The organism is Herbaspirillum chlorophenolicum, assembly GCF_001189955.1.
Classification (GTDB): domain Bacteria; phylum Pseudomonadota; class Gammaproteobacteria; order Burkholderiales; family Burkholderiaceae_D; genus Herbaspirillum; species Herbaspirillum chlorophenolicum.
This window is the reverse complement of record NZ_LFLT01000008.1, coordinates 56,041-77,539: the sequence shown is the minus strand read 5'-3', so window position 1 is coordinate 77,539 and position 21,499 is coordinate 56,041. Positions and strand designations below refer to the sequence as shown.

18 protein-coding genes are annotated in these 21,499 nt (G+C 65.0%); 5 read left to right on the top strand and 13 right to left on the bottom strand.

Features of this window, described 5'->3' with window-relative positions; all coding sequences use genetic code 11:
- Window positions 1–25: 25 nt before the first annotated feature.
- The 4 genes from AKL28_RS07470 to AKL28_RS07455 form a co-directional block, all read right to left on the bottom strand.
- Complete coding sequence (locus AKL28_RS07470; protein ID WP_050467485.1) at window positions 26–1,576, bottom strand: methyl-accepting chemotaxis protein; 1,551 nt, start codon at window positions 1,574–1,576, stop codon at window positions 26–28.
- A gap of 193 nt (window positions 1,577–1,769) precedes the next feature.
- Window positions 1,770–3,242 (bottom strand): efflux transporter outer membrane subunit, encoded by a 1,473-nt coding sequence (locus AKL28_RS07465; protein ID WP_050467484.1) that lies wholly within the window; start codon window positions 3,240–3,242, stop codon window positions 1,770–1,772.
- A complete protein-coding gene (locus tag AKL28_RS07460; protein ID WP_050467483.1) occupies window positions 3,239–4,486 on the bottom strand; it encodes an efflux RND transporter periplasmic adaptor subunit in 1,248 nt (415 codons plus the stop codon). Before AKL28_RS07460 ends, AKL28_RS07465 begins: the two co-directional genes overlap by 4 nt.
- A 3-nt stretch (window positions 4,487–4,489) precedes the next feature.
- On the bottom strand, window positions 4,490–7,702 hold the full coding sequence (locus AKL28_RS07455; protein WP_050467482.1) for an efflux RND transporter permease subunit: 3,213 nt from the start codon (window positions 7,700–7,702) through the stop codon (window positions 4,490–4,492).
- 426 nt (window positions 7,703–8,128) lie between these two features.
- Between AKL28_RS07455 and AKL28_RS07450 the strand changes: the two genes are divergently transcribed.
- Window positions 8,129–9,007: an oxygenase MpaB family protein gene (locus tag AKL28_RS07450; protein ID WP_050467481.1), complete on the top strand. Its 879-nt coding sequence runs from the start codon at window positions 8,129–8,131 to the stop codon at window positions 9,005–9,007.
- Window positions 9,008–9,045: 38 nt separating this feature from the next.
- Here AKL28_RS07450 and AKL28_RS07445 read toward each other — a convergent pair whose 3' ends face one another.
- Window positions 9,046–9,414, bottom strand: a complete 369-nt coding sequence (locus AKL28_RS07445; protein ID WP_050467480.1) for a c-type cytochrome — start codon at window positions 9,412–9,414, stop codon at window positions 9,046–9,048.
- 17 nt (window positions 9,415–9,431) lie between these two features.
- Window positions 9,432–10,346: a LysR family transcriptional regulator gene (locus AKL28_RS07440; protein WP_050467552.1), complete on the bottom strand. Its 915-nt coding sequence runs from the start codon at window positions 10,344–10,346 to the stop codon at window positions 9,432–9,434.
- Window positions 10,347–10,478: 132 nt separating this feature from the next.
- Here AKL28_RS07440 and AKL28_RS07435 point away from each other — a divergent pair, with 132 nt between their 5' ends.
- Entirely contained in the window at window positions 10,479–11,216 is a 738-nt protein-coding gene (locus AKL28_RS07435) for an SDR family oxidoreductase (protein ID WP_050467479.1), read from the top strand.
- Window positions 11,217–11,281: 65 nt separating this feature from the next.
- Here the strand turns inward: AKL28_RS07435 and AKL28_RS07430 are convergent, their stop codons facing one another.
- Window positions 11,282–12,892, bottom strand: coding sequence for a DHA2 family efflux MFS transporter permease subunit (locus AKL28_RS07430; RefSeq protein WP_050467478.1), 1,611 nt, complete (start codon window positions 12,890–12,892; stop codon window positions 11,282–11,284).
- Between the two features lies 1 nt (window position 12,893).
- A complete protein-coding gene (locus AKL28_RS07425; protein WP_050467477.1) occupies window positions 12,894–13,991 on the bottom strand; it encodes an HlyD family secretion protein in 1,098 nt (365 codons plus the stop codon).
- Window positions 13,992–14,197: 206 nt separating this feature from the next.
- Between AKL28_RS07425 and AKL28_RS07420 the strand changes: the two genes are divergently transcribed.
- On the top strand, window positions 14,198–15,646 hold the full coding sequence (locus AKL28_RS07420; protein WP_050467476.1) for an efflux transporter outer membrane subunit: 1,449 nt from the start codon (window positions 14,198–14,200) through the stop codon (window positions 15,644–15,646).
- A 76-nt stretch (window positions 15,647–15,722) separates the two neighbouring features.
- On the opposite strand, the gene panE is transcribed toward AKL28_RS07420, so the two are convergent.
- The 4 genes from panE to AKL28_RS07400 all read right to left on the bottom strand — a co-directional run bounded on the left by panE (window position 15,723) and on the right by AKL28_RS07400 (window position 18,805).
- Window positions 15,723–16,655, bottom strand: coding sequence for a 2-dehydropantoate 2-reductase (gene panE, locus AKL28_RS07415; protein ID WP_050467551.1), 933 nt, complete (start codon window positions 16,653–16,655; stop codon window positions 15,723–15,725).
- Between the two features lie 83 nt (window positions 16,656–16,738).
- Window positions 16,739–17,176, bottom strand: coding sequence for a winged helix-turn-helix transcriptional regulator (locus tag AKL28_RS07410; RefSeq protein ID WP_050467475.1), 438 nt, complete (start codon window positions 17,174–17,176; stop codon window positions 16,739–16,741).
- Window positions 17,166–17,972, bottom strand: coding sequence for an SDR family NAD(P)-dependent oxidoreductase (locus AKL28_RS07405; protein ID WP_050467474.1), 807 nt, complete (start codon window positions 17,970–17,972; stop codon window positions 17,166–17,168). The genes AKL28_RS07410 and AKL28_RS07405 overlap by 11 nt, the downstream gene beginning before the upstream one ends.
- 272 nt (window positions 17,973–18,244) lie before the next feature.
- The gene (locus AKL28_RS07400; RefSeq protein ID WP_050467473.1) at window positions 18,245–18,805 is read right to left on the bottom strand and encodes a TetR/AcrR family transcriptional regulator; all 561 of its coding nucleotides are present in this window, start codon (window positions 18,803–18,805) and stop codon (window positions 18,245–18,247) included.
- 280 nt (window positions 18,806–19,085) lie between these two features.
- Between AKL28_RS07400 and AKL28_RS07395 the strand changes: the two genes are divergently transcribed.
- Window positions 19,086–19,715, top strand: a complete 630-nt coding sequence (locus AKL28_RS07395; RefSeq protein WP_050467471.1) for a glutathione S-transferase family protein — start codon at window positions 19,086–19,088, stop codon at window positions 19,713–19,715.
- Window positions 19,716–19,738: 23 nt separating this feature from the next.
- Entirely contained in the window at window positions 19,739–20,740 is a 1,002-nt protein-coding gene (locus AKL28_RS07390; protein WP_050467470.1) for a pyridoxamine 5'-phosphate oxidase family protein, read from the top strand.
- Between the two features lie 101 nt (window positions 20,741–20,841).
- Here the strand turns inward: AKL28_RS07390 and AKL28_RS07385 are convergent, their stop codons facing one another.
- On the bottom strand, window positions 20,842–21,492 hold the full coding sequence (locus tag AKL28_RS07385) for a 3-oxoacid CoA-transferase subunit B (protein WP_050467469.1): 651 nt from the start codon (window positions 21,490–21,492) through the stop codon (window positions 20,842–20,844).
- Window positions 21,493–21,499 lie beyond the last annotated feature (7 nt).

Here is a 21,499-nt window from a genome sequence, read left to right as displayed (position 1 = left end):
TGCCACTGGTTAAGCGATGGCGCGCTCAGCGCCTGAGCTTGAACACGCCGACCACCTGTTGCAGGCGGCCTGCCTGGTCTTGCAGCGACTGCGCGGCGGCGGCGGCTTCTTCGACCAGTGCGGCGTTTTGCTGCGTGACCTCGTCCATCTGCGTGATGGCGCGGTTGATCTCTTCGATACCGGTGCTTTGTTCATGCGTGGCCGCAGTGATTTCGCTGACCACATCGGTCACACGCCGCACGCTGTTGACGATCTCGCTCATGGTGTTGCCGGCCTGTTCGACCAGCGCACTGCCGGCATCGACCTTGCCTACCGAGTCGTCGATCAGTTGCTTGATCTCCTTGGCGGCCGCAGCCGAACGTTGCGCCAGCGAACGCACTTCGGATGCCACCACGGCGAAGCCGCGGCCCTGTTCGCCGGCGCGCGCCGCTTCCACTGCCGCATTCAGTGCGAGGATGTTGGTCTGGAAGGCAATGCCGTCGATCACGCTGATGATGTCCACGATCTTCTTGGACGACTCGTTGATCGAGCCCATGGTCTCCACCACCTGGCCCACCACGCTGCCGCCCTGGCTGGCGATCTCGGAAGCGGACACCGCCAGCTGGTTGGCCTGGCGCGCATTGTCGGCGTTCTGCTTGACGGTGGAGGTCAGTTCTTCCATGGCCGAGGCAGTCTCTTCCAGCGACCCGGCCTGCTGCTCGGTACGCGAGGACAGGTCGAGGTTGCCGGTGGCGATTTCCTGCGAAGCATTGGAAATGGTGTCGGTGCCGGCACGCACTTCGCCGACGATCTTTTGCAGGCTGTCGTTCATGGCCTTGAGCGAATGCATCAGCTGGCCGGTTTCGTCGGTGCTGGTGGCGTGGATGTCCACCGTCAGGTCACCCTGGGCCACACGCTGCGCGACTTCGACCGCGTCGTTCAACGGCCGCGACACGATACGCGCGACGCTGATGGCCAGGCCGAAGGCGATCACCACGATCGCCGCCAGCAGGCCGCCGATCCACAGCTTGGCTGCCTGGTACATGTCGTCGGCCGCACGGTCCGAATTCGCGCTGCCAGCATCGTTGACCTTGATGATGCCGTCCAATTGCTCGTTCATCGTGCGGAACAGCTTGTTCGACTCGCCCTTGAACAAAGCCCGCGCCTCTTCTTCCTTGCCATCCGTTGCCAGCGCCTTGAGCTGCTTATCGATCTCGATATAGGCCGCGAAGGTCTTGGAGAATTGGCCGTAGATGTTTTTCTCTTCCGGCTCGGAGATCAGGCTTTCGTAGGTGGCGCGCTGCTTGGCGAGGGTGTCCAGGCGTGCTTTGATGGCCTTGTCGGCATCGTCGCGGTCACCGTCCTTGTTGGCGGTCAGCATCTGCAATTCGGAGATACGCATCCGCGGCAAGGATGCCTGGATAGTCTGCGCAGCCTTAATGCTTGGCAGCCAATTGCGCGCAATATTGGTGGAAGCCTGATTCACGGCGCCCAGTTGGAAGATGGCAACGCCCCCAAGAATCACCGTGAATACGATCACGGCGGCAAAGGAAAGAATCAGTTTCCTGGCGATTTTCAGATTGTAGAACCAGCTCATGGCACCCTCGAATTGGCGATTGATACAAAGATTGCATCTGCCATTCTATGCAGGGGTACGCTGTGCCATATCGGCAAGCACAGATGGGTTTAGCCAGCAATTACGCCCTTGAACGGATGGTTTCCCGTCGAATGACAAGGCACCGTCAGCAAGGTGTCAGCCGTGCTAACAGCACCTTATCATTGAGGCAAGATTATTCGCTGGCAACCGCGGCCGCAGCCTGGGCTTGCGGCACGGGCTGCCCCTCTCGCCGTTCATGCCAGTCGCCGCCCAGCGCCTTGAACAGGAAGACCGAGGTCAGCAGCCGCTGCCCCATCAACTGCGCCGCCTGCCGTTCGCTGTTCAACAATGCCTGCTGCGCGGTGATGACATCCAGATAAGGCGTGACGCCACCGTCGTAACGGCTGTTGGCCAGGTCCAGCACCCGGCGTGCGCTGGCGATGGCTGCCTGCGACTGGTTGTAGGCGCGGTCCAGCGAGGCGATGCCGGTGATGCCGTCTTCCACTTCCTGCATCGCGGTCAATACGGTGCGGCGGTAGGCAGCGACCGTGGCTTCGTATCCGGCCTTGGTGAAATCCACCCCGGCACGCAGGCGGCCGGCATCGAACAGGCTTTGCGTGGCCGACACGCCGAGCGACCACAATACGCTGGGCGCGTTGAACAGCGCACCCCAGTTGCGGCTGTCGACCCCATATGCAGGCTGCAGCATGAAACTCGGATAAAACGCTGCGCTGGCCACGCCGATCTGCGCGTTGGCAGCGGCCATGGCGCGTTCGGCGGAGGCGATATCGGGACGGCGCTCCAGCACGTCGGACGGTACGCCGACCGGAATCTCAGGGAAAGCGATCGCCGCAGTCGATGGCGCGATCGAGAAAGCGGGCGCCGGGGTGCCGGTCAGCGTGGCGATGGCGTGCTCGTACTGCGCGCGCTGCTTGCCGAGCACGTCGACCTGGGTCAGCGTGCTGTCGAGCAGCGCCTGCTGTTGTGCAACATCGAGGCCCGAGGTGGCGCCAAGATCGTGCCGCGAAGTCGCCAGTTCCAGTGCGCGGCGCTGCAGCGCAATGGCGCGCACCACCACATCCAGTTCGATGTCCAGTTCGCGCAGGTTGAAATAATTGCTGGCCAGTTCGGCCGTGAGCAGCAGGCGGGTGTTTTCGAAGTCGGCTGCCGACTGCTGTGCCGATGCCGCCGCGCCTTCCACCGAACGCTGCACGCGACCGAACAGGTCGAGTTCATAGCTGACGTTCAATCCCAGCGCGAAGTCGTTCTGCACCGTCGCATAGTTGGGCGAGTTGTAGTTGGTCAGCGGGCGGTTGGCGGAAATGCGCTGGCGCGCCGCGCGCGCATTGATGCCGACCTGCGGATACTGCCCGGACGACGCCACATTCAGTTGCGCGCGCGCCTGCGACAGGCGTGCTGCAGCGATCGCCAGGGTCTGGTTGCCGTCCAGCGCCTTCTCCTGCAGCGCGTTCAGCTGGGCGTCGCCGAAGCGCTCCCACCATGCGCCGCGCGCGGCGGCGTCCTGCGGCTGCATCGGGCGCCACGGCGCTTCCGGCGCCCAGGCGGCAGGCATGTCGACTTGCGGTTTCTTGTAGTCCGGCCCAACGGCGCAGCCGGCCAGCGCCAGCGCGCAGGCCAGGGCGATCAGCGTGCGGTGGGTGGTCACGATGCGGCCTTCTTCTTGTCGTCGTCGGCAGCGGCCTCTTTCTTGCCGCCGTCCTTCTTGTCCAGGGTCGGTTCAACCTGGTCGCCTTCGGCCAGCGAATCGGAAGGATTGAGGATCAGCTTTTCATTGCCGTCCAGGCCGTCGAGCACCTCGACCGTCAAACCGAAATTGCGCCCGACCTGCACCTTCTTCAGGTGCACCTTGTTCTGCGCATCCACCACGGCCACCATTGCGCCATCGCGCCGGAACATCAGGGTATCTGCCGACACCAGCAGCGTGCCGCTGGGTTTCAACGGCAGCGAAACCTGGACGAAGGCCCCGGGCAGCAAGGCGTTGTCGGCGTTGGGCAGGCTGACCTCGATCTGCATCGCACGGGTGGACGGATCGATGGAGCCGGCAGTGCGTGCGACCTTGCCTTCAAACTTGCGGCCGCGCAGCTCGGACTGGGTGACGATCACCTTCTGGCCCGGCTTGACCAGGTTGGCGTAAGACTGCGGCACGTTCACATACACCCGCAGCGGGTCGGTCTGCGACAGCACGAACAGCGAGCGGCCGGCGCCCGGGTCGATCAGGTCGCCCACATCGACGTTGCGGCGCGTGATGATGCCGGAAAATGGCGCGACGATGCGCTTGAAGCCTTCCACCTGGCGCAAACGTTCGACGTTGGCCTCGGCAGCGGCCAGGTTGGAGTTGGCTTGCGCGTAGGCGCTGCGGCGTTCGTCCAGTTCCTGTTGCGAGACCGCGTCCTTCTTGCGCAGGGCTTCCCAGCGCGCCATCGAGCTCTTGGCCAGCTCCATGCTGGACACAGCCTGCTGGCGGGCGGCCACGGCTTGCGACAGCTGCTGGTCGATTTCCGGCGTATCCAGCTCGGCCAGCAGATCGCCCTTTTTCACCTCGCTGCCGATATCTTTGTACCAGCGCTTGAGGTAGCCGGAGGAACGTGCGGCAATGGGCGACTGCACGAAGCCCTGCAGCGTGCCCGGCAGCGCCAGGGTCTGGCCTTCGGCGCTGCTCCTGGCTTCGGTGACGCGCACGAATATCTTGGCGCGCTCGGCGGTGCCGGCTTGCAGTTCGCGCGCATTGACCACGCGGCTGATGATGGTGCGTGCGGCGCCCACGGCCAAGAGAATCAGCACGACCAGCAGCACCAGCTTGGCGCGCCTGGTCATCTGCTGGCGCTTCAACAGCTCGCCCTCATCAGGCAAGGCATGGATGCCCAGTTCGGAATGGCGTTCTTGCGACATGACTCAATTCTCCTGTACGTGCCCGGCCGGCGGAATAGGCGCTCCGCGCCGCTCCGCCCGGCGGGCCAATCTCTGATGCACGCCGGCGAATACCACCGGCACGAAAAACAGCGTCGATACGGTGGCGAACAGCAGGCCGCCGATCACCGCGCGCCCCAGCGGCGCATTCTGCTCGGCGCCCTCGCCCAGGCCCAGCGCCATGGGGATCATGCCGATGATCATTGCCAGCGCCGTCATCAGCACCGGACGGATACGGGTAGCGCCGGACTCCAGCGCGGCGGCCAGCGGCGTGGCGCCCTCTTCCCTGCGCTGGCGCGCGAAGGCCACGATCAGGATACTGTTGGCGGTGGCCACCCCCATGGTCATGATGGCCCCGGTCAGCGCCGGCACCGACAATGTGGTGCCGGTAATGAACAGCATCCAGGCAATACCCGCCAGCGCCGCCGGCAAGGCCGCGATGATGATGGCGGCGTCGATCCACGACTGGAAGTTGACCACCACCAGCAGGTAGACCAGCACGATGGCCATCGCCAGCCCGACGCCCAGGCCGATGAAGGACGACTTCATGGTTTCCACCTGGCCGCGGATCACCACCTGGCTGCCGCGCGGCAGCTTGGGCTTGAGTTCCTCCACCAGTTGGCTGACCTTGCCTGCCACGTTGGCCAGGTCGGTGCCCTGCACGCTGACGAAGACATCGATGGCCGGCGAGATGTTGTAGCGCGAGGCGATCGCCATCTGGCGTCCGGCGCGCACGTCGACCAGGTTGCCCAGCAATTGCGTATTGGCGTTGGGCAGGGCGGCATTGGCTGCCGCGTTGGCGCCGGCGCCGACCGGGATGTTGAGCAGCGCGTCGAGCGAATCGACCGTGTATTGCGGCGACTGCACCGCGATGTTGTAGACCACGCCGTTGTTGGGGTTGAGCCAGAAGGCCGGCTGCGTCTGCGAACTGCCTGACAGCGCGATCAGCAGGTTCTGGCCGACATTGGATGCCGACAGGCCGAACTGCTGCAAGCGCGTGCGGTCGATGCGCAGGTCCAGCGCCGGGCCGTCCAGGCGCTGATGCACGTGGGCGTCGACGGCGCCGGGGATCTGCCGGATCTTCTTGGTCAGGTCGGCTGCCAGTTCGGCATTCCTCTCCATGTTGGGCCCGGTGAACTGCACGTCGATGGCGGCGGGCAAACCGAAGTTGAGGATCTGGGTAACGATGTCGGCCGGCTGGAAGAAGAACTCCACGCCCGGGAAACGCTTGGGCAGCTCGGCGCGCAGCAGCGCCATCAGCTCTTCGCTGGGGCGGTGGCCTTCCTTCAGCGCCATCAGCATTTCGCCGTCCAGCGTGCCGATGGTGCCGGCATTGCTATAGGAAAGGTTGATGCCGGAGTTGGGCACGCCGAGGTTGTCAAGGATGGTTTCCAGCTCGTTCTCGGGGATCAGCTCGCGGATCACGCGTTCGACCTGGTCGGCCAGGCGCGCGGTTTCTTCGATACGGGTGCCGGTGGGTGCGCGCATGTGCAGCCGCAACTGGCCGGCATCGACGCTGGGGAAAAAGTCGCGGCCGAGGAAGGGATACAACAAGCAGGACAGCATGCAGAAACCGAGGAAGCCCAGCGCGAAACGGCGCCGGTGCGACAGCAGTGAAGACAGCACCAGCGTGTAGCCGCGCCGCACGCGCTCGAAGCGGTTGTCGAAGGCGAGGTAGACGCGTTGCAGCAGGCTCTTCTTGGCGCTGTCGACCTGGCCGTGGCTGCCCATGAGCAGCATCACCAGCGTCGGCACCAGCGTGCGGGAGAGGATGTAGGAGGCCACCATCGCGAACACCACCGCTTCGGCCAGCGGCACGAACAGGAAGCGCGCCACGCCGGAGAGGAAGAACATCGGCACGAACACGATGCAGATGCACAGCGTGGAAACGAAGGCCGGCACGCCGATCTCGCCGGCGCCGACGATGATGGAGTCATGCAGCGGCTTGCCCAGGTGCATGTGGCGTTCGATGTTCTCGATGGTGACAATGGCCTGGTCCACCAGGATACCGACCGAGAGCGCCAGGCCGCCCAGCGTCATCAGGTTGAGCGTCTCGCCCAGTGCCGCCAGCGCCAGGATGGCGGCCATGATGGACAGCGGGATGGTCAGGCCGATGATCAGCGTGCTGCGCCAGTTGCCCAGGAACAGCAGCACCATCGCCGCGGTCAGGCCGGCGGCGATCAGCGCTTCGCTGATCACGCCCGCCACGGCTGCTTTCACGAACACCGACTGGTCGAACAGCGGCGTGATCTTGACGTCTTCCGGCATGGTCTGCGCGGCGACGGGCAGCATCTTGCGCAGGTTGGCGACGATATCCAGCGTGGAGGCGCCGCCGTTCTTGAGGATCGACAGCAGCACGCCGCGCGCGCCGTCCTGGCGCACCACGTTGGTCTGCGGCGAGAAGCCGTCGCGCACGTTGGCCACGTCTTTCAGGTAGATGGTGGCGCCGTTGGCGGTGCGCACCGGCAGCTCGTTCAGGCCGGCCACCGCCTCGGGCGAGCCGTTCATCTTGACCGTGTATTCGGTAGCGCCGAACTTGGCGGTGCCGGACGGCAGGATCAGGTTTTGCGTGTTGATCGCGTTGACCACGTCAATCGGCGCCAGCCCCCGCGCCTGCATGGCCTGGGTGTCGAGGTCGACCGAGATCAGGCGGCTCTTGCCGCCGTAGGGATAGGGCACGGCCACGCCGGGGATGGTGATCAGTTGCGGGCGCAGCGTCTGCACGGCGGCGTCGAACACCGCCTGCTCGGGCAGCGTGGGCGAAGACAGCGCCAGCTGCATCACCGGGATACTGGAGGCCGAATACTTGATCACCAGCGGCGGCGTGATGCCAGGCGGCATCTGGCGCAATTGCGATTGCACCGAGGCCACCACCTGCGAGATCGCCTGCTGGATGTTGGCCTTGGGCTGGAAAAACACCTTGATCACCGATACGCCGGCCAGCGATTGCGACTCGATGTGTTCGATGTCGCTCACCACCGTGGTCAGCCCGCGCTCGTTCTGGGCGGCGATGCGCAGGCCCATTTCCTGGGCCGACAGGCCGTTGTAGTTCCAGATGATGCTGACCACCGGGATATTGATTTCCGGGAAGATGTCGGTCGCCATGTTGAGCAAGGTCAACGGCGTGGCGAGGACGATCAGCATCGCCATCACGATGAAGGTGTACGGGCGGCGCAAGGCCAGCGCAACCATGTTCATGGGGTGGAACTCATTTCATCAATAGGTGTGGGCGAGCGCGCGTCGATTGTTTCCGGCTATCGCCGGATGCGTCGCGGCGTTTCGTAGACGCCCTCTTTTGCCTGCTTTTTGTCATGCGCGGCCGCGCGTATCCCCTGTGCGGCCCCGCTCCCTGATTCCAAGTCCTGATGCCTTGCCGGGGCCGCTTCCCCTTCCACTGGCTTTCGCCTGTGCACTACCTATTCTTGTTCGTGAGCAGCCTTCAGCGTCGGCTATTGTAGCGGCGCACAACAAGGCGTGCCGGCCGGCGGGCAGGAATTTTTTCTGACAGAAATGTCAGTTAGGCACGCCCACGGCGGCTGTGTCTGGCAAATGCGGGCAGGTGCAGGCAGGCTATGGCAAACTGCCTGCTGCTCCTGCCCGCAACCAACCCCAAATTCTCACAGCATGGAATTCCTGCGCAAGCGCATCGAAGCCAGCGTGCTGGCCATCAGCCGTCCGCCCGGCAGCGCCGATTTCCTCAACCCGCCCGGCGACCCCGGCCTGTTCGGCCCCGGCTCGGCCGCCTGGCAGGTGCACAGCGACGCCACCTCCATGATGATCGGCGGCGTGGCGGCGCTGCTGCTGCAGATGCTACACCCGCTGCCGCTGGCCGGCGTCTGGGACCACTCCAATTTCCAGGACGACATGCTGGGCCGCCTGCGCCGCACCGCCCAGTTCATCGCCGGCACCACCTTCGGCAGCCGCGCCGATGCCGAACGGCTGATTGCGCGCGTCAGGCAGATCCACCTGCAAGTCACCGGAACCGGGCCCGACGGCACGCCGTATTCCGCCAACGACCCGGCATTGTTGAGCTGGGTGCACACGGCTGAGGTCAGTTGTTTTTTGCGTGCCTACCTGCGCTACCGCAACCCGGATTTCCCGCTCGCCGAACAGGAGCGCTACTTCGATGAGATTGCACGCGTGGCCGAGGCATTGGGCGCGCAGGATGTGCCGCATTCACGCGCGGCAATCGACGCCTGCATCGAAACAATGCGCCCGCAACTGCGTTGCGACGACCGCACCCGCAAGACGCTGGAACTGGTATTGAACGCGCCGGCGCCCAATGCGCTGGCTCTGCCGTGGATGCGGCTGATCATGCGCGCCGGCGTCGACCTGCTGCCGGACTGGGCGCAGCAGATGCTGGGTGTGCCCCAACGCTCGCCTGCGCGCAGCGCCCTGCTGACCCGCTCGGTGGCGGTGGCCGCCCTGCCGGTGCGCTGGGCGGTACGCAACGGCTCCATCCACCTGGCGCGCCGGCGCATGGGGTTGGCGCCGTTTGGCTGATGCATCCGGCCGCGTGCGCGCAAGCTGACGCTCTCCGCCTATTTGACGCTGCGCAGGTAAGCCAGGATGTCGTCGATCTGGCGGTCGCTGCCGATGCCCCAGAAGCGCATCTTGTTGCCCGGCACCACATCGCCGGGCGCCTTCATGAACGCGCGCAGCTTGTCCTCGGTCCAGACGAAACCGGCTTTCGCCATTGCCGGCGAATATTTGTAGTCGGTGGTGGCGCCGGCGCGGCGTCCGATCACCTGGTACAACTGCGGCCCGAAGCCGCCGCGCGCGGATGGCCCGACCTGGTGGCAACTGGCGCACTTGGCGAAGGCGGCGCGGCCAGCCACCGGGTCGCCAGCGGCACAGGCCTGTTGCAATGGCAATACGAAGAAAAGAAGAAAGGCGGATGTCCCCGCCATCAGGTGTCTTTGCATCATCACGCGGCGCCCTGGGCGCCAAAATAATCCTTGTAGATTTCCACCAGCCACTCGATGAACAGCCGCACGCGCGGCGGCTGCTGGCTGTGCTGCGGATATAGCGCCAGTACCGGCACCCGCGGCGCCGTGAATTGCTGCAGCACCTGCACCAGTTCGCCGCTTTCCAGATACCGCACCATGCCAAAGCGCGGCACCTGGATCAGGCCGAACCCCTGCAAGGCACTCTGCAGATAGCATTCGGCCGTGTCCACCGCGACCCACGACGGCACCTTGATCTCATGCGTGCGGCCTTCCTCGACGAAGACGAAGGGATACTGGATGTTGTGGTTGGCCGAGAAGAAACCGACCGCCAGATGGTGCGGCAAGTCTTCCAGCCGCTTGGGCGTGCCATAGCGCGCCAGGTAAGCCGGGCTGGCGCACACGATGTCGCTGACCACCGCCAGCGGACGCGCCACCAGCGAGGAGTCGCGCGGCACGCCGATGCGCACCACGCAGTCGATGCCCTCGCCGACCAGATCGACCAGGCGGTCGCCGGCGCTGATGTTGACCTCGATGTTGGGATGGCGGGCGTGGAACTCGGCCAGCCGCGGCAGGATCACCAGCCGCGCATGCGTGCCATGCAGGCCGATGCGCAGCGAACCGGCCAGCGCGGCGGCGCGGCTGTCCATCGATGCCTCCGCATCTTCCACTTCGGCCAGGATGCGGCAGCAGCGCTCGTAGAACTTGCGGCCGTCGGGAGTGGGCTGCACATTGCGCGTGGTGCGTTCCAGAAGCCGAGTGCCGAGCCGCTCTTCCAATGCCTGCATCAGATGCGTGGCGGATGCGCGCGGGATGCCCATGACGCCGGCCGCCTTGGTGAAATTGCCCAGGTTCACGATCAGCGTGAATAGCCGGTACGACTCCAGTCTGTCCATGTGATTGTTGTGCTTGGTTGAATAGTGTTGTGGGGCGGCGCCGTCTTCCGCCATGGCTTTCCGTCTTCCATAATTTCCCTGTCGCCCAACTCATCAACAGCGGGCCAACCCACAAGACCAAAGGAAACCAGCATGAACGATATCCCAAAAACCGCCATCGTGACAGGCGCCTCGCGCGGCATCGGCCGCGCCATCGCGCAACGCCTGGCCGAGGACGGCTTTGCCATTATTGTCAATTACGCCAGCAATCACACCGAAGCGGAAGAAGTGGTGGCGCACATCCGCCAGGCCGGCGGGGCCGCAGAGGCGATCCGCGGCAATGTGGCCGATGCCGACGACATGGCGCGCCTGTTCGCCGAAGCCAGGAAAGCCTTCGGCCGCATCGATGTAGTGGTCAACAGCGCCGGCGTGATGATCAACGCGCCGGTGGCGACGCAGTCGCTGGAAGCCTTCGACAAGACCATCGCGGTCAACCTGCGCGGCAGCTTCAACGTGCTGGCCCAGGCCGCCGCCAATGTGGAGGACGGCGGCCGCATCATTGCATTGTCGACCTCGGTGCTGGGCATGGCCTTTCCGACCTATGGCCCCTATGTCGCCTCCAAGGCCGGGGTCGAGGCGCTGGTGCGCATCACCGCGGCCGAGCTGCGCGGACGCCGGGTCACGGTCAATGCCGTGGCGCCCGGGCCGGTAGCCACCGAACTGTTCTTCAACGGCAAAACCGAGGCGCAGGTCGAACACCTGCGCAAGCTGGCGCCGCTGGAACGCCTGGGCGAACCGGATGACATCGCGCGCGTGGTGTCCTTCCTGGCCGGGCCGGATGGCGCCTGGGTCAACTCGCAGGTGCTGCGCGCCAATGGCGGCTATGTGTAAGAACCTGCCGGTGCAATGAAAACGGGGTGGTCCCGGCCATCCCGTTTTTCTTTCCGGACCGCCAGTCAGTGCGCATCCGGCGGCGGCGCCTTGGGCGGTTCCACCTTGCTCATCAGCGGCACCATCAGCGTGGCTACCAGCAGGCATAGCATGATGACGAAGAAGGCGTCGGCACAGGCCTGGGTCTGTGCCTCGCGCATGGCCAGGCGCGCCAGGTTGCGCAGTGCGCCAGCCTCGTTCGCGCCGGCTTCCACACCCGCGGCCAGCAGGTTGTGCGCGCCGCCGCGCAGCATGTCGGCCATCGCCTCGTTACCGGCGTTGAGGTGTTCGGCCAGCCGCAGGAAATGCAGGTTGGTGCGGTCGTTCAAGATGGTGCCGCATACCGCGATGCCGATTGCGCCGCCCAGGTTGCGCATCAGGTTGAACAACCCGGAGGCCAGCTTCAGGCGTTCCGGCGCCAGCGAGCCCAGGGTCAGCGTCACTACCGGAGCAACGGCGAACTGCTGCGAGAAGCCGCGCAGCGCCTGCGGCAGCAGCAGCTCGCGCCAGCCCCAGTCGTGCGTGATGGGCGTGAAGTCCCACATCGACAGCGTGAAGCAGGCCAGCCCGAACATCATCAGCCAGCGCAAGTCGACCCTGCGCGCCACCATGGTGTAGAACGGGATGGCGAGGATCTGGAACAGGCCGGTGGAGAAGATCGCCAGCCCGATGTCGAGCGCCGAGAAGCCGCGCACGCGCGCCAGGAATACCGGTGTCAGGTAGATGGTGGCGAACAGGCCGATGCCGGTGACGAAGGAGAAAAAGCAGCCCAGCGCGAAGTTGCGCTGCTTGAGCGCACGCAGGTCGACCACCGGGTGGGCGTAGGTGAGGCTGCGCCAGACGAAGGCAATGCCGGCGATCGCCGCCACCCAGGCGGTGGTGCGGATCAAGTCATCGCCCATCCAGCCATAGCGCGGCCCTTCTTCCAGCGTGTACTCCAGGCAGCCGAGCGCCACCGCCAGCAGCGCCATGCCGGGATAGTCGGCGCCGCGCAGCAACGACAGGTCTGGCTTGTCGATTTTCACCATCATCGGCACCACCACGGCAACGAAGATGCCCGGCACCAGGTTGATGAAGAACAGCCAGTGCCAGGAATAGTTGCTGGTGATCCAGCCGCCGATGGTGGGCCCCAGCGTGGGCGCCAGCGAGGCTAGCGCGCCGACGGTGGCGGCGGCCAGCACGCGCTGGTTGCCCTGGAAATAGAAGAAGGCCGAGGTGAACACCATCGGGATCATCGAACCGCCGAGGAAACCCTGCAGCGCGCGGAAGGCGATCATGCTGTTGATGTCCCAGGCCAGGCCGCACAGCAGGCTGGCGATGGTGAAGCCCACCGCCGATGCCGAGAACAGCCAGCGCGTGGACATCACGCGCGAGAGCCAGCCCGACAGCGGGATGACGATGATCTCGGCGATCAGGTAACTGGTCTGCACCCAGGCGGTTTCGTCGGCGCCCGCCGAGAGGCCGCCGCCGATGTCGGCCAGCGAGGCCGACACGATCTGGATATCCAGCAGCGCGATGAACATGCCCACGCACATGGTGGCGAAGGCAAACACGCGCTGGCGGGTAGTGAGCGTGAGCCCCATGGCCGGGACGAGGACCAGAACCGGCCTGGGGACGGCTGCGGTGGCGGACGTCATGTCAGCTCCGGCCGGCGCGCTGGTCGACTTCGGCGGTCACCGACAAGCCTGGGCGCAGCTTGCCCAGACGCGCGCCCTCGCCGTCCAGTGCGATGCGCACCGGCACGCGCTGGACGATCTTGGTGAAGTTGCCGGTGGCATTCTCCGCCGGCAGTACGCTGAACTGCGCGCCGGTGGCCGGCGCCAGGCTCAGCACGTGGCCGCTGAAAGATTCGCCCGGCAGCACGTCGGCCTTAATGGTCACGGCCTGCCCTTGCTTCATGTGGGCGATCTGGCTTTCCTTGAAATTGGCATCGATCCACAGGCCCTGCGCCGGCACCACCGACAGCAACTGCGCGCCGATGGTGGCATAAGCGCCAACGCGCGCGCGGCGGTTGCCGACCACACCATCGACCGGCGCGCGCAATTCGGTATAGGCCAGGTTCAGCTCGGCCAGGCTCTTCTCCGCCTGGGCCTGTTGCAACGCCGCCTGCACCCGCTGCTTCTGCGTGGCGATCACATCCAGCTGGCGCTGCGCGGCGTTCAATGTTGCCTGTGCTTTCTGGCCGTTGGCCTGCGCCTGCTTGTAGTCGGCATCGGCCTTCTGCGCTGCCTGCAGCGACACCGCCGCCTTGGCCGACAGGTTCTGGTAGCGAGTCTGATCGTCGCGGGCGCGCGACGTCTCGGCCCCGGCAGCAGCGACACCCGCACGGCCCTGGTCGATGACCGATTCCTGCAGGCGGCGCTCCGCGTCGAGATTGGCCAGCGCCGCATCCTGCGCCGCTACCGCGGCGTTGGCCTTGGCCAGCGCGGCCCGGTAATCGCGGTCATCCAGTTTCACCAGCAGCTCGCCGGCATGCACGGCCTGGTTGTCCTTGACCAGCACGGTTTCGATATTGCCGGCCACCTTGGGTGCGATCACGGTGATGTCGCCGCCGACGTAAGCGTCATCGGTGCTTTCGATGTAGCGCCCCACCGCCAGCCAATGCGCCAGCCAGGCAACAGCCGCCGCAACGGCGATGGCCAGGATCGCGTATGTCAGCAGGGTGGATTTCTTCCTGGACGCCGGGATCGTTCCGGCGGGTTGCGCAGTGGCGCCGATGGTGCTCTGGGTGGTCATGGTGGCCTCGATGGCTGTTGGATGTGAATGCGGCCTGCCTCGTCATCCTTTCCATTGCCGCGACAGGCCTCAAATAGCAGTTGCTTTCAAAACGATAGTGAGTTTAAACTTCAAGCTATCATTTTGCAAGTAACTATCGAAAACCTGATCGACCACTTCTCCCGCTGCCGTCTCCGGCATCGGAAACAGATGAAAAGGCCAGAAGCATGAACTCCATATTCCCCTCGGGCGCCGGCCACCTGCCGGTACTCGGCGCACTGGCCGCAGCGCTGGCATTGAGCGCCTGCACAACCGGCCCGGACTACCATCGCCCCACATACCAGGACACTCCGCTGCGCAACGCCGCCTTGCTGCAACAGCGTTCCGCGCAAGCGCCGATGCCTGCGCTGGACCATTGGTGGGACGGCTTCGGCGATCCCGCGTTGAGTGACATCATCCAGCGCGTGCTGGCGCAGAATCTGGACCTGTCGGCGGCGCTGGCGCGCGTCGAACAGGCACGGGCGACCGCACGCATTGCCGGGGCCCGCCGCTCGCCCGAAGGCGAACTCAGCGGCCAGGCAGCGCGCGCGAAACAGTCGCTGCAAAGTCCGCTGGGCGAGATCGCCAGCGGCTTCCCCGGTTACCAGCGCACGCAGAACCTGTTCGAACTGGATGCCGGCGCGAGCTGGGAACTGGACCTGGCCGGCGCCTTGAAGCGCGGCGCGCAAGCTGCCGATGCCGAACTGCAGGCGGCCGAGGCGCAGCAGCTTGGCGTGCGCATATCGGTGGCGGCGGAAGCGGCGGATGCCTATTTCCGCATCCGCGGCGCGCAGGCGCGCATTGCACTGGCCGAACATCAGGTCAAGGCCAGCGCCGACCTCGGCGAGATCGTGCGGCTGCGCCTGAAGGATGGCCTGGCGAGCGTAGCCGAGATCGCCCAGGCCGATGCCCGCCTGGCGCAATCGCGCGCGGCGCTGCCGCCGCTGCGCATCGAACTGGAACGCCAGACGAATCGGCTCGATGTGTTGATGGGCGCCGCGCCCGGGACTTACGCGCAGCAACTTTCCCAGGGCGCCGACGCCAGCCGCGTGCCGGCCATCGCAGTGTCGCAAAGCAGTGTGGAACTGATGCGCCGCCGGCCCGACGTGATCGCGGCCGAGCGCAGGCTGGCCGCTTCCAATGAACGCATCGGCCAGGCGATGGCGGCGTGGTATCCCGACCTCTCGCTGTCGGCGCTGGTGGGCTTCCAAAGCCTGGGGGCGGCCGGCTTCCTGACGGCCAACAGCTTGCAGGCACAAGGGGGGCTCGGCTTGCGCTGGCGCTTGTTCGACTTCGGCCGCATCGATGCCGAGATCGCGCGCGCCAAAGGCGCCAATGCGGAAGCATTGGCGCTGTATCGCAAAAGCATGCTGACGGCGGTCGAGGATGTGGAAAACGCCATCATGGCGCTGGTGCAACTGGAACAGCAGTCACGCGATCTGGCGGCGCAGGTCGATGCCCAGCAACGCGCGCGCGGCAACGCCGAGGAAGCCTACAAGGGCGGTGTGCTGAGCCTGGCCGAAGTGCTGACCGAAGACCGCTTGCTGCTGGCGGCGCAGGATCAGATGGCGCAGGTACATGCCGACAATGCGCGGGCGGCGGTGTCGGTGTTCCGGGCGCTGGGAGGCGGTTGGTAATGAAGTGGGAGATGCCTGGGACGCTCGATGCGCCCCGGGTCAGAACCTGTTCCCGATCTCGCTCGGGAACAGGTTCTCAGGACGACACGCGCGCCCGGTACGCCTCATAGGTCTTCAGGTGCAGGTAGGCCAGCTGCAGCAGCGTGGTCTTGGCGCCCTTGGCGTCGCCGCGGCGGATCAGGTCGCCGACGATGTGGTCGGCCTCGATCCGGTTGCCGTTGCTGATATCGCGGAACATCGATGCCGTCAGCAGCGAACCATGCTCGGTCAGCACGCCGCGCGTGCGGTTGTAGAAGGTCTCGCCCGGCTTGTAGCCCTGCAGCTCGGCGATGCCGGCACATTCGGCCAGCATGCCCTCGATGAAGGCCAGGCCGCCCGGGCCCTGCAGGATATCGCCCACCGAGGCGCGCATCAGCGAGGTGGAACTGGCCAGCGTAGCCAGCATGGTCCATTTTTCCCACATCGATTGCAGGATGTTCTCGCTCAGATTGACATCGAATCCGGCGCCGGACAGGGCATCGAAGATCGCCTGCGCGCGCGCCGTGATGCCGCCGCTGCGTTCGCCGAAGGTCAGGCCGGCGACATTGTTCAGGTGCACGATGACGCCGTCGGCATCGAGCGTGCCGGCGATCACGCACTGGCCGCCCAGCACGGCGGCGGCGCCGAAACGCTGCTCCAGGATATCGAGGTGCTGCATGCCGTTCAGGAGCGGCAGGATCGCCGTCTGCTGGCCGATGGCCGGCGCCAGCGATTCGATTGCGTTCTCCAGGTCGTATGCCTTGCAGCTCAAGATCACCAGGTCATAGTGCGGGGCCAGCTCCGCGGTATCGAGCAGGCGGGCATCGCGCAGCGCAAGGTTGCCTGCCGGACTCTTCACGCGCAGGCCGTGTTCACGCAGCAGCGCGGCGCGCTGCGGTCGCACCAGGAAGCTGACGTCGCGGCCAGCCACATGCAGGCGCGCGCCGAAATAGCCGCCGACGGCGCCAGCGCCCACGATCAATATCTTCATCTTGTTCTCCTTGTGGTCTGTGCCTGCATCGCTGCTGGTGCTGGCGGCAGGCTGTTTCTTTGGCCTTGCCATTGTGGCCGCTTTCAGCTTTCCTTGCTGGCATCGTCGTGCCGCTCAAGATACAAGCGGCCCCAGCCGCGCAGGGCGGCGATCACCGGTTGCAATGCACGGCCGGCCTCGGTCAGCACGTATTCGTCGCGCGGCGGGTGTTCACGGTAACGGCGCCGTTCCATGATGCCCACATCGACCAGCGTCTGCAGACGGCGCGAAAGGATGGCGGGGGAAATGTCGAGGTTGCGGCGGAACTCTTCAAAGCGCGTCATGCCGCGCAGGGCATCGCGCACGATCAGCACGGTCCACCATTCCCCGATCAGTTGCAGCGTGCAGGCAACCGGACAGGGCTGGCCCTGCTGCGTCAGCTGGCGCGCCGCCTGTGCGGCACGCACCTGCTGGCGCGTGCCGGGCCGCCCGGCCGGGTTATCCGGCCTGGCGGCGGTGCAAGGGCGGGACTCAGCCGGCATGGTCCAGGTAACGCGCGGCGGGCCGGTTGCGCGAGAGGTTGGGGCCCAGTGCATGGCGTGCGGATGTAAGCGCGTTCCAGTCGGCAACATCCGGCAGCGAGGGGATGGTGATGGCTTCTCCCTGGTCGAACCCGGCCAGCGCGGCATCCACCATGTCATCGGCTTCCATCAGCATTTCCGGCGGCAGTTGATCGACGCTGCCGCCTGAGCGTTCCCATATCTCGGTGCGCGTGGCACCGGGCAGCACCGCTTGCACTTTCACGCCCAGCGGGCCGAGTTCCTGCTGCATCGACTGGGTAAGGTTCAGCACGTAGGCTTTGGTGCCGCTGTAGGTGCCATTGAACATTTCCGGCGCCAACGCCAGCACCGAGGCGACATTGATGATCGCGCCACTGCCGCGCTTGCCGAAGTTGGCGGCAGCCGCCGCTGCCAGTCGCGTGACCGACACCACGTTCAACTGGATCATTGCCTCGTAGCGGTCGATGTCGGCGTCGATCAGTTTGCCCTGCACCGCCATGCCGGCATTGTTGAGCAAGAGCGAGATATCGGCGTCGCCGCGCAGGCGCTGCTCAACCTTGAGCAGTTCGGGCTTGCTGGTCAGGTCGGCAGGCAGTACCTCTACCTGCACACCGTGCTTGCCCCGCAGCGTGGCCGCGACCTGCTCCAGCCGGGCGGCGTCGCGCGCAACCAATACCAGATCGTACCCGCGCGCCGCCAGACGGTCTGCGTAAGTTGCGCCGATGCCAGTCGATGCGCCGGTGATGAGGGCCTTGCCTTGTCGTTTGCTGGTGTTCATTTCGGTTCCTTGTCTGCTTCGTTCGGGGAATGTTGTCCGGTGCGGCGCGCATGTTGATGCCTGGCATCTCCTGTTGCGCCGCGACTAACTTTCATGAAGATAGTTACTATCATTATAAAAGTAACCTGGCGACTGTCAAGCCATTGCCTTTTCGAGCGGGCGTTTTCACAACGCCGGCACCGGACGGTGAAATGGGCAGGCAGAATGCAACAAGGGCCGCCAACCTTGCGGCGCGGCCCTTGCGAAAGCGGAAGAAAATCAGTGGAAAACCGTTACGGCGCCAGCAGCATGTCGGGAATGCCGCGCACCACGCGCGTGAAGACGGCGGTACTTCCCTGGGCACGCGACACCACCAGCGCGCCGTGCAGCATCACCATCCCATCCTCGGCACGGCGCACGGCTTCAGCGGGGGCGAAGCCGGCGTCTTCCAGCACGGCGGCGATCAGTTTCACGATGTTGCCGATGTTCTGCTTGAACTGCTGCTGGAAGTAACCGGCCGCCTCGCCGATGGTGAACAGGTCGGTCAGGCAAGGCAGCGTCCCCTTGGCGTAAAAATCGCTCATGGCGGCGAAATAGCGCTTGAGGCGTTTTTCCGGCTCGGCGTCCGATGTCAGCAGGGGGATCACCTTCTCGCGCATCCACTGGCCGACAACCTCGATGGCGGCGCGTCCCATATCAACCTTGCCATTGGGAAAATAGTGGTAGAGGCTGGATTTGCCCAGGCCGGTGGCAGCCGACAGGCTGGACAGGCTGGCGCCTTCATAACCGGAGCGGCGGAATTCGGAAAGCAGGATCTGCGCGACTTCCTCGCGCGACAGGCTGGGTGCGGGCATGGCGGTTTTCTGTTGGTGCGCAACGCTGCGCCTGCATGCGCGGGCATGACGGGCGTTCGATAGAAACTGAAGCGCGGGATTCTGCCCGATTATAAGACCGCTTGGCGCGCCGGACGAGCTTGGCCCCCGCGCTTCAGAATAAAAATATTTTTCATGCCGATGATTGACAGTTGAAATTCGATCGCCTATTGTACCGATCGTTCGGTTCATTATAGTTCACAAGATTCCAACGTGCAGCAAGCACGTTTGCCGCCAGTCCACCATCCGTCGGGAGAGAAAAATGCCGCAACAGCAACCTATCCGCCTTTATGGCTTTCCACTGTCCGGCCACGCACACCGCGTGCGCCTGCTGCTATCCATGCTGGACCTGCCGCACGAAGTGGTCGATGTCGACTTGCCGCACGGCCAGCACAAGCAGCCGGAGTTCCTCGCGCTCAACCCGCGCGGCCAGATCCCGGTAATCGTCGACGGCGACATTACGCTGTATGACTCCACCGCGATCCTGGTCTACCTTGCCAAACGCTACGATGATGGGCAGTGGCTGCCGGCCGATCCGCTGGGCGCAGCGCAGGTGCAGCAATTCCTGTCGCTGGCGTCGGGAGAGATATTCGAAGGCCCCAATCGCGTGCGCCTGGTGAAACTGTTCAAGCGCGACCTCGACTATGCGCTGGCGCACCAGAAGAGCCTGGCCGTGCTGGAATTGCTCGATCGCCATCTCTCCGGCCGCGACTTCCTCGCCGCCGGCCATGCCACCATCGCCGACCTGGCTTGCTATACCTATGTTGCCCACGTACCGGAAGGCGGCGTGGATCTGGCGCCCTACCCCAATGTGCGCAACTGGATCGCACGCATCGGACAGTTGCCCGGCTTCATTCCCATGCAGCCATCACCGCACGCCATCGCCGCCTGATCGTCGCCACGAAGGAGCCTGCCATGCCATCCGACCTCCCCATCGCGGCGCCAGCGCCCGAGGCGCCGCATCAAGCCTTCCATCGCGGGGAACAGTTCGCCCAGCAGCGCGCCGGCATGCTGGAGAAGATGGCAACGGTCGGCCCGCGCGTCATCCGTGACTTCATGCCTGACCAGCACCGCGAATTCTTCGAACAGCTGCCCTTCATGGTGGTGGGTTCGGTCGATGCCGAAGGACGCCCCTGGGCTTCGATCATGACCGGCGCGCCGGGCTTCGTGCGTTCGTCCGATGAGCGCACGCTGCAAGTACGCGACCTGCATATTGCGCAGGGAGATCCCTTGCATGGCAACCTGCGGCAAGGCGCCAAGCTGGGCTTGCTCGGCATCGAACCGCACACCCGCCGGCGCAACCGCGCCAACGGCGTGGTGCAGGCGCTGTTGGAGGATGGCATGGACGTCGCCATCGAGCAGAGCTTCGGCAACTGCCCCAAGTACATCCAGGCACGCCAACCCGAACTGCTCGATGCGCATGCCCTGCCCGCCCCCGTGATCACCGACGCCTCCGCGCTCACCGCTCGGATGACGGAGATCATCCGCCGCGCCGATACATTCTTCATTGCTACTGCATTGGCGAACAATGATGCAGAAGTGCAGGGGACAGGCCGGCGCCACGGCGCCGATGTTTCGCACCGCGGCGGCAAACCCGGTTTCGTCCGGATCGATGGCGACGATACGCTGACCGTGCCGGACTTCATCGGCAACTCGTTCTTCAACACCATCGGCAACCTGCTGGTGCAGCCACGCGCCGGATTGCTGTTCGCGGATTTCAGCAGCGGCGCACTGCTTTATCTCGGAGTGACGGCACAAGTGATCTGGGAAGGGCCGGAAGTGGAATCCTTCGCGGGTGCGCAGCGGCTGCTGCGCTTTGCGGTGCAGTCGGCGCGCCTGCTGGAGAACGCGTTGCCGCTGCGGTGGAGCGAGGCGGGGTTGTCGCCTTTCCTGGAACCGATGGGTTCGTGGAATTGACGGCGCTTGCCGATACCAGCCCCTGCTTTGGCGAGAGCGACAAGCAAAAAAACAAGGGCGCTGAATCCAGCGCCCTTGTCTTGTCCATCAATTTGAAACGATCAGACCGCGCTCACATCCAGCGACGCTTCGGTCTGTTCGATCACTTCTTCCTTGGTCACGCCGGTCGCCAGCTCGATCAGCTTCAGGCCGTTCGGGGTAACGTCGATCACGCCGAGGTCGGTGATGATGCGGTTGACCACGCCCACGCCGGTCAGCGGCAGGTTGCACTCGTTGAGGATCTTCTTCGAGGTAGAACCGTCCTTGGCCTTGGCCACGTGTTCCATCAGCACCACCACGCGGCCCACGCCGGCCACCAGGTCCATCGCGCCGCCCATGCCCTTGACCATCTTGCCGGGGATCATCCAGTTGGCCAGGTCGCCCTTGCCCGAGACCTGCATCGCGCCCAGGATGGCGATGTTGATCTTGCCGCCGCGGATCATCCCGAACGAATCCGCCGAGCTGAAAAAGGACGAGCCGGGAATGGTAGTCACAGTCTGCTTGCCGGCGTTGATCAGGTCGGGGTCGACTTTATCTTCGGTCGGGAAGGGGCCAATGCCCAGCAGTCCGTTTTCGGACTGCAGCCACACTTCGATGTTGCCGGGAACGTGGTTCGCCACCAGGGTCGGCAAGCCGATGCCGAGGTTGACGTAGAAGCCGTCCTGCAATTCCTTCGCTGCGCGCGCAGCCATTTCATCTCTGGTCCAAGCCATTGCTGTC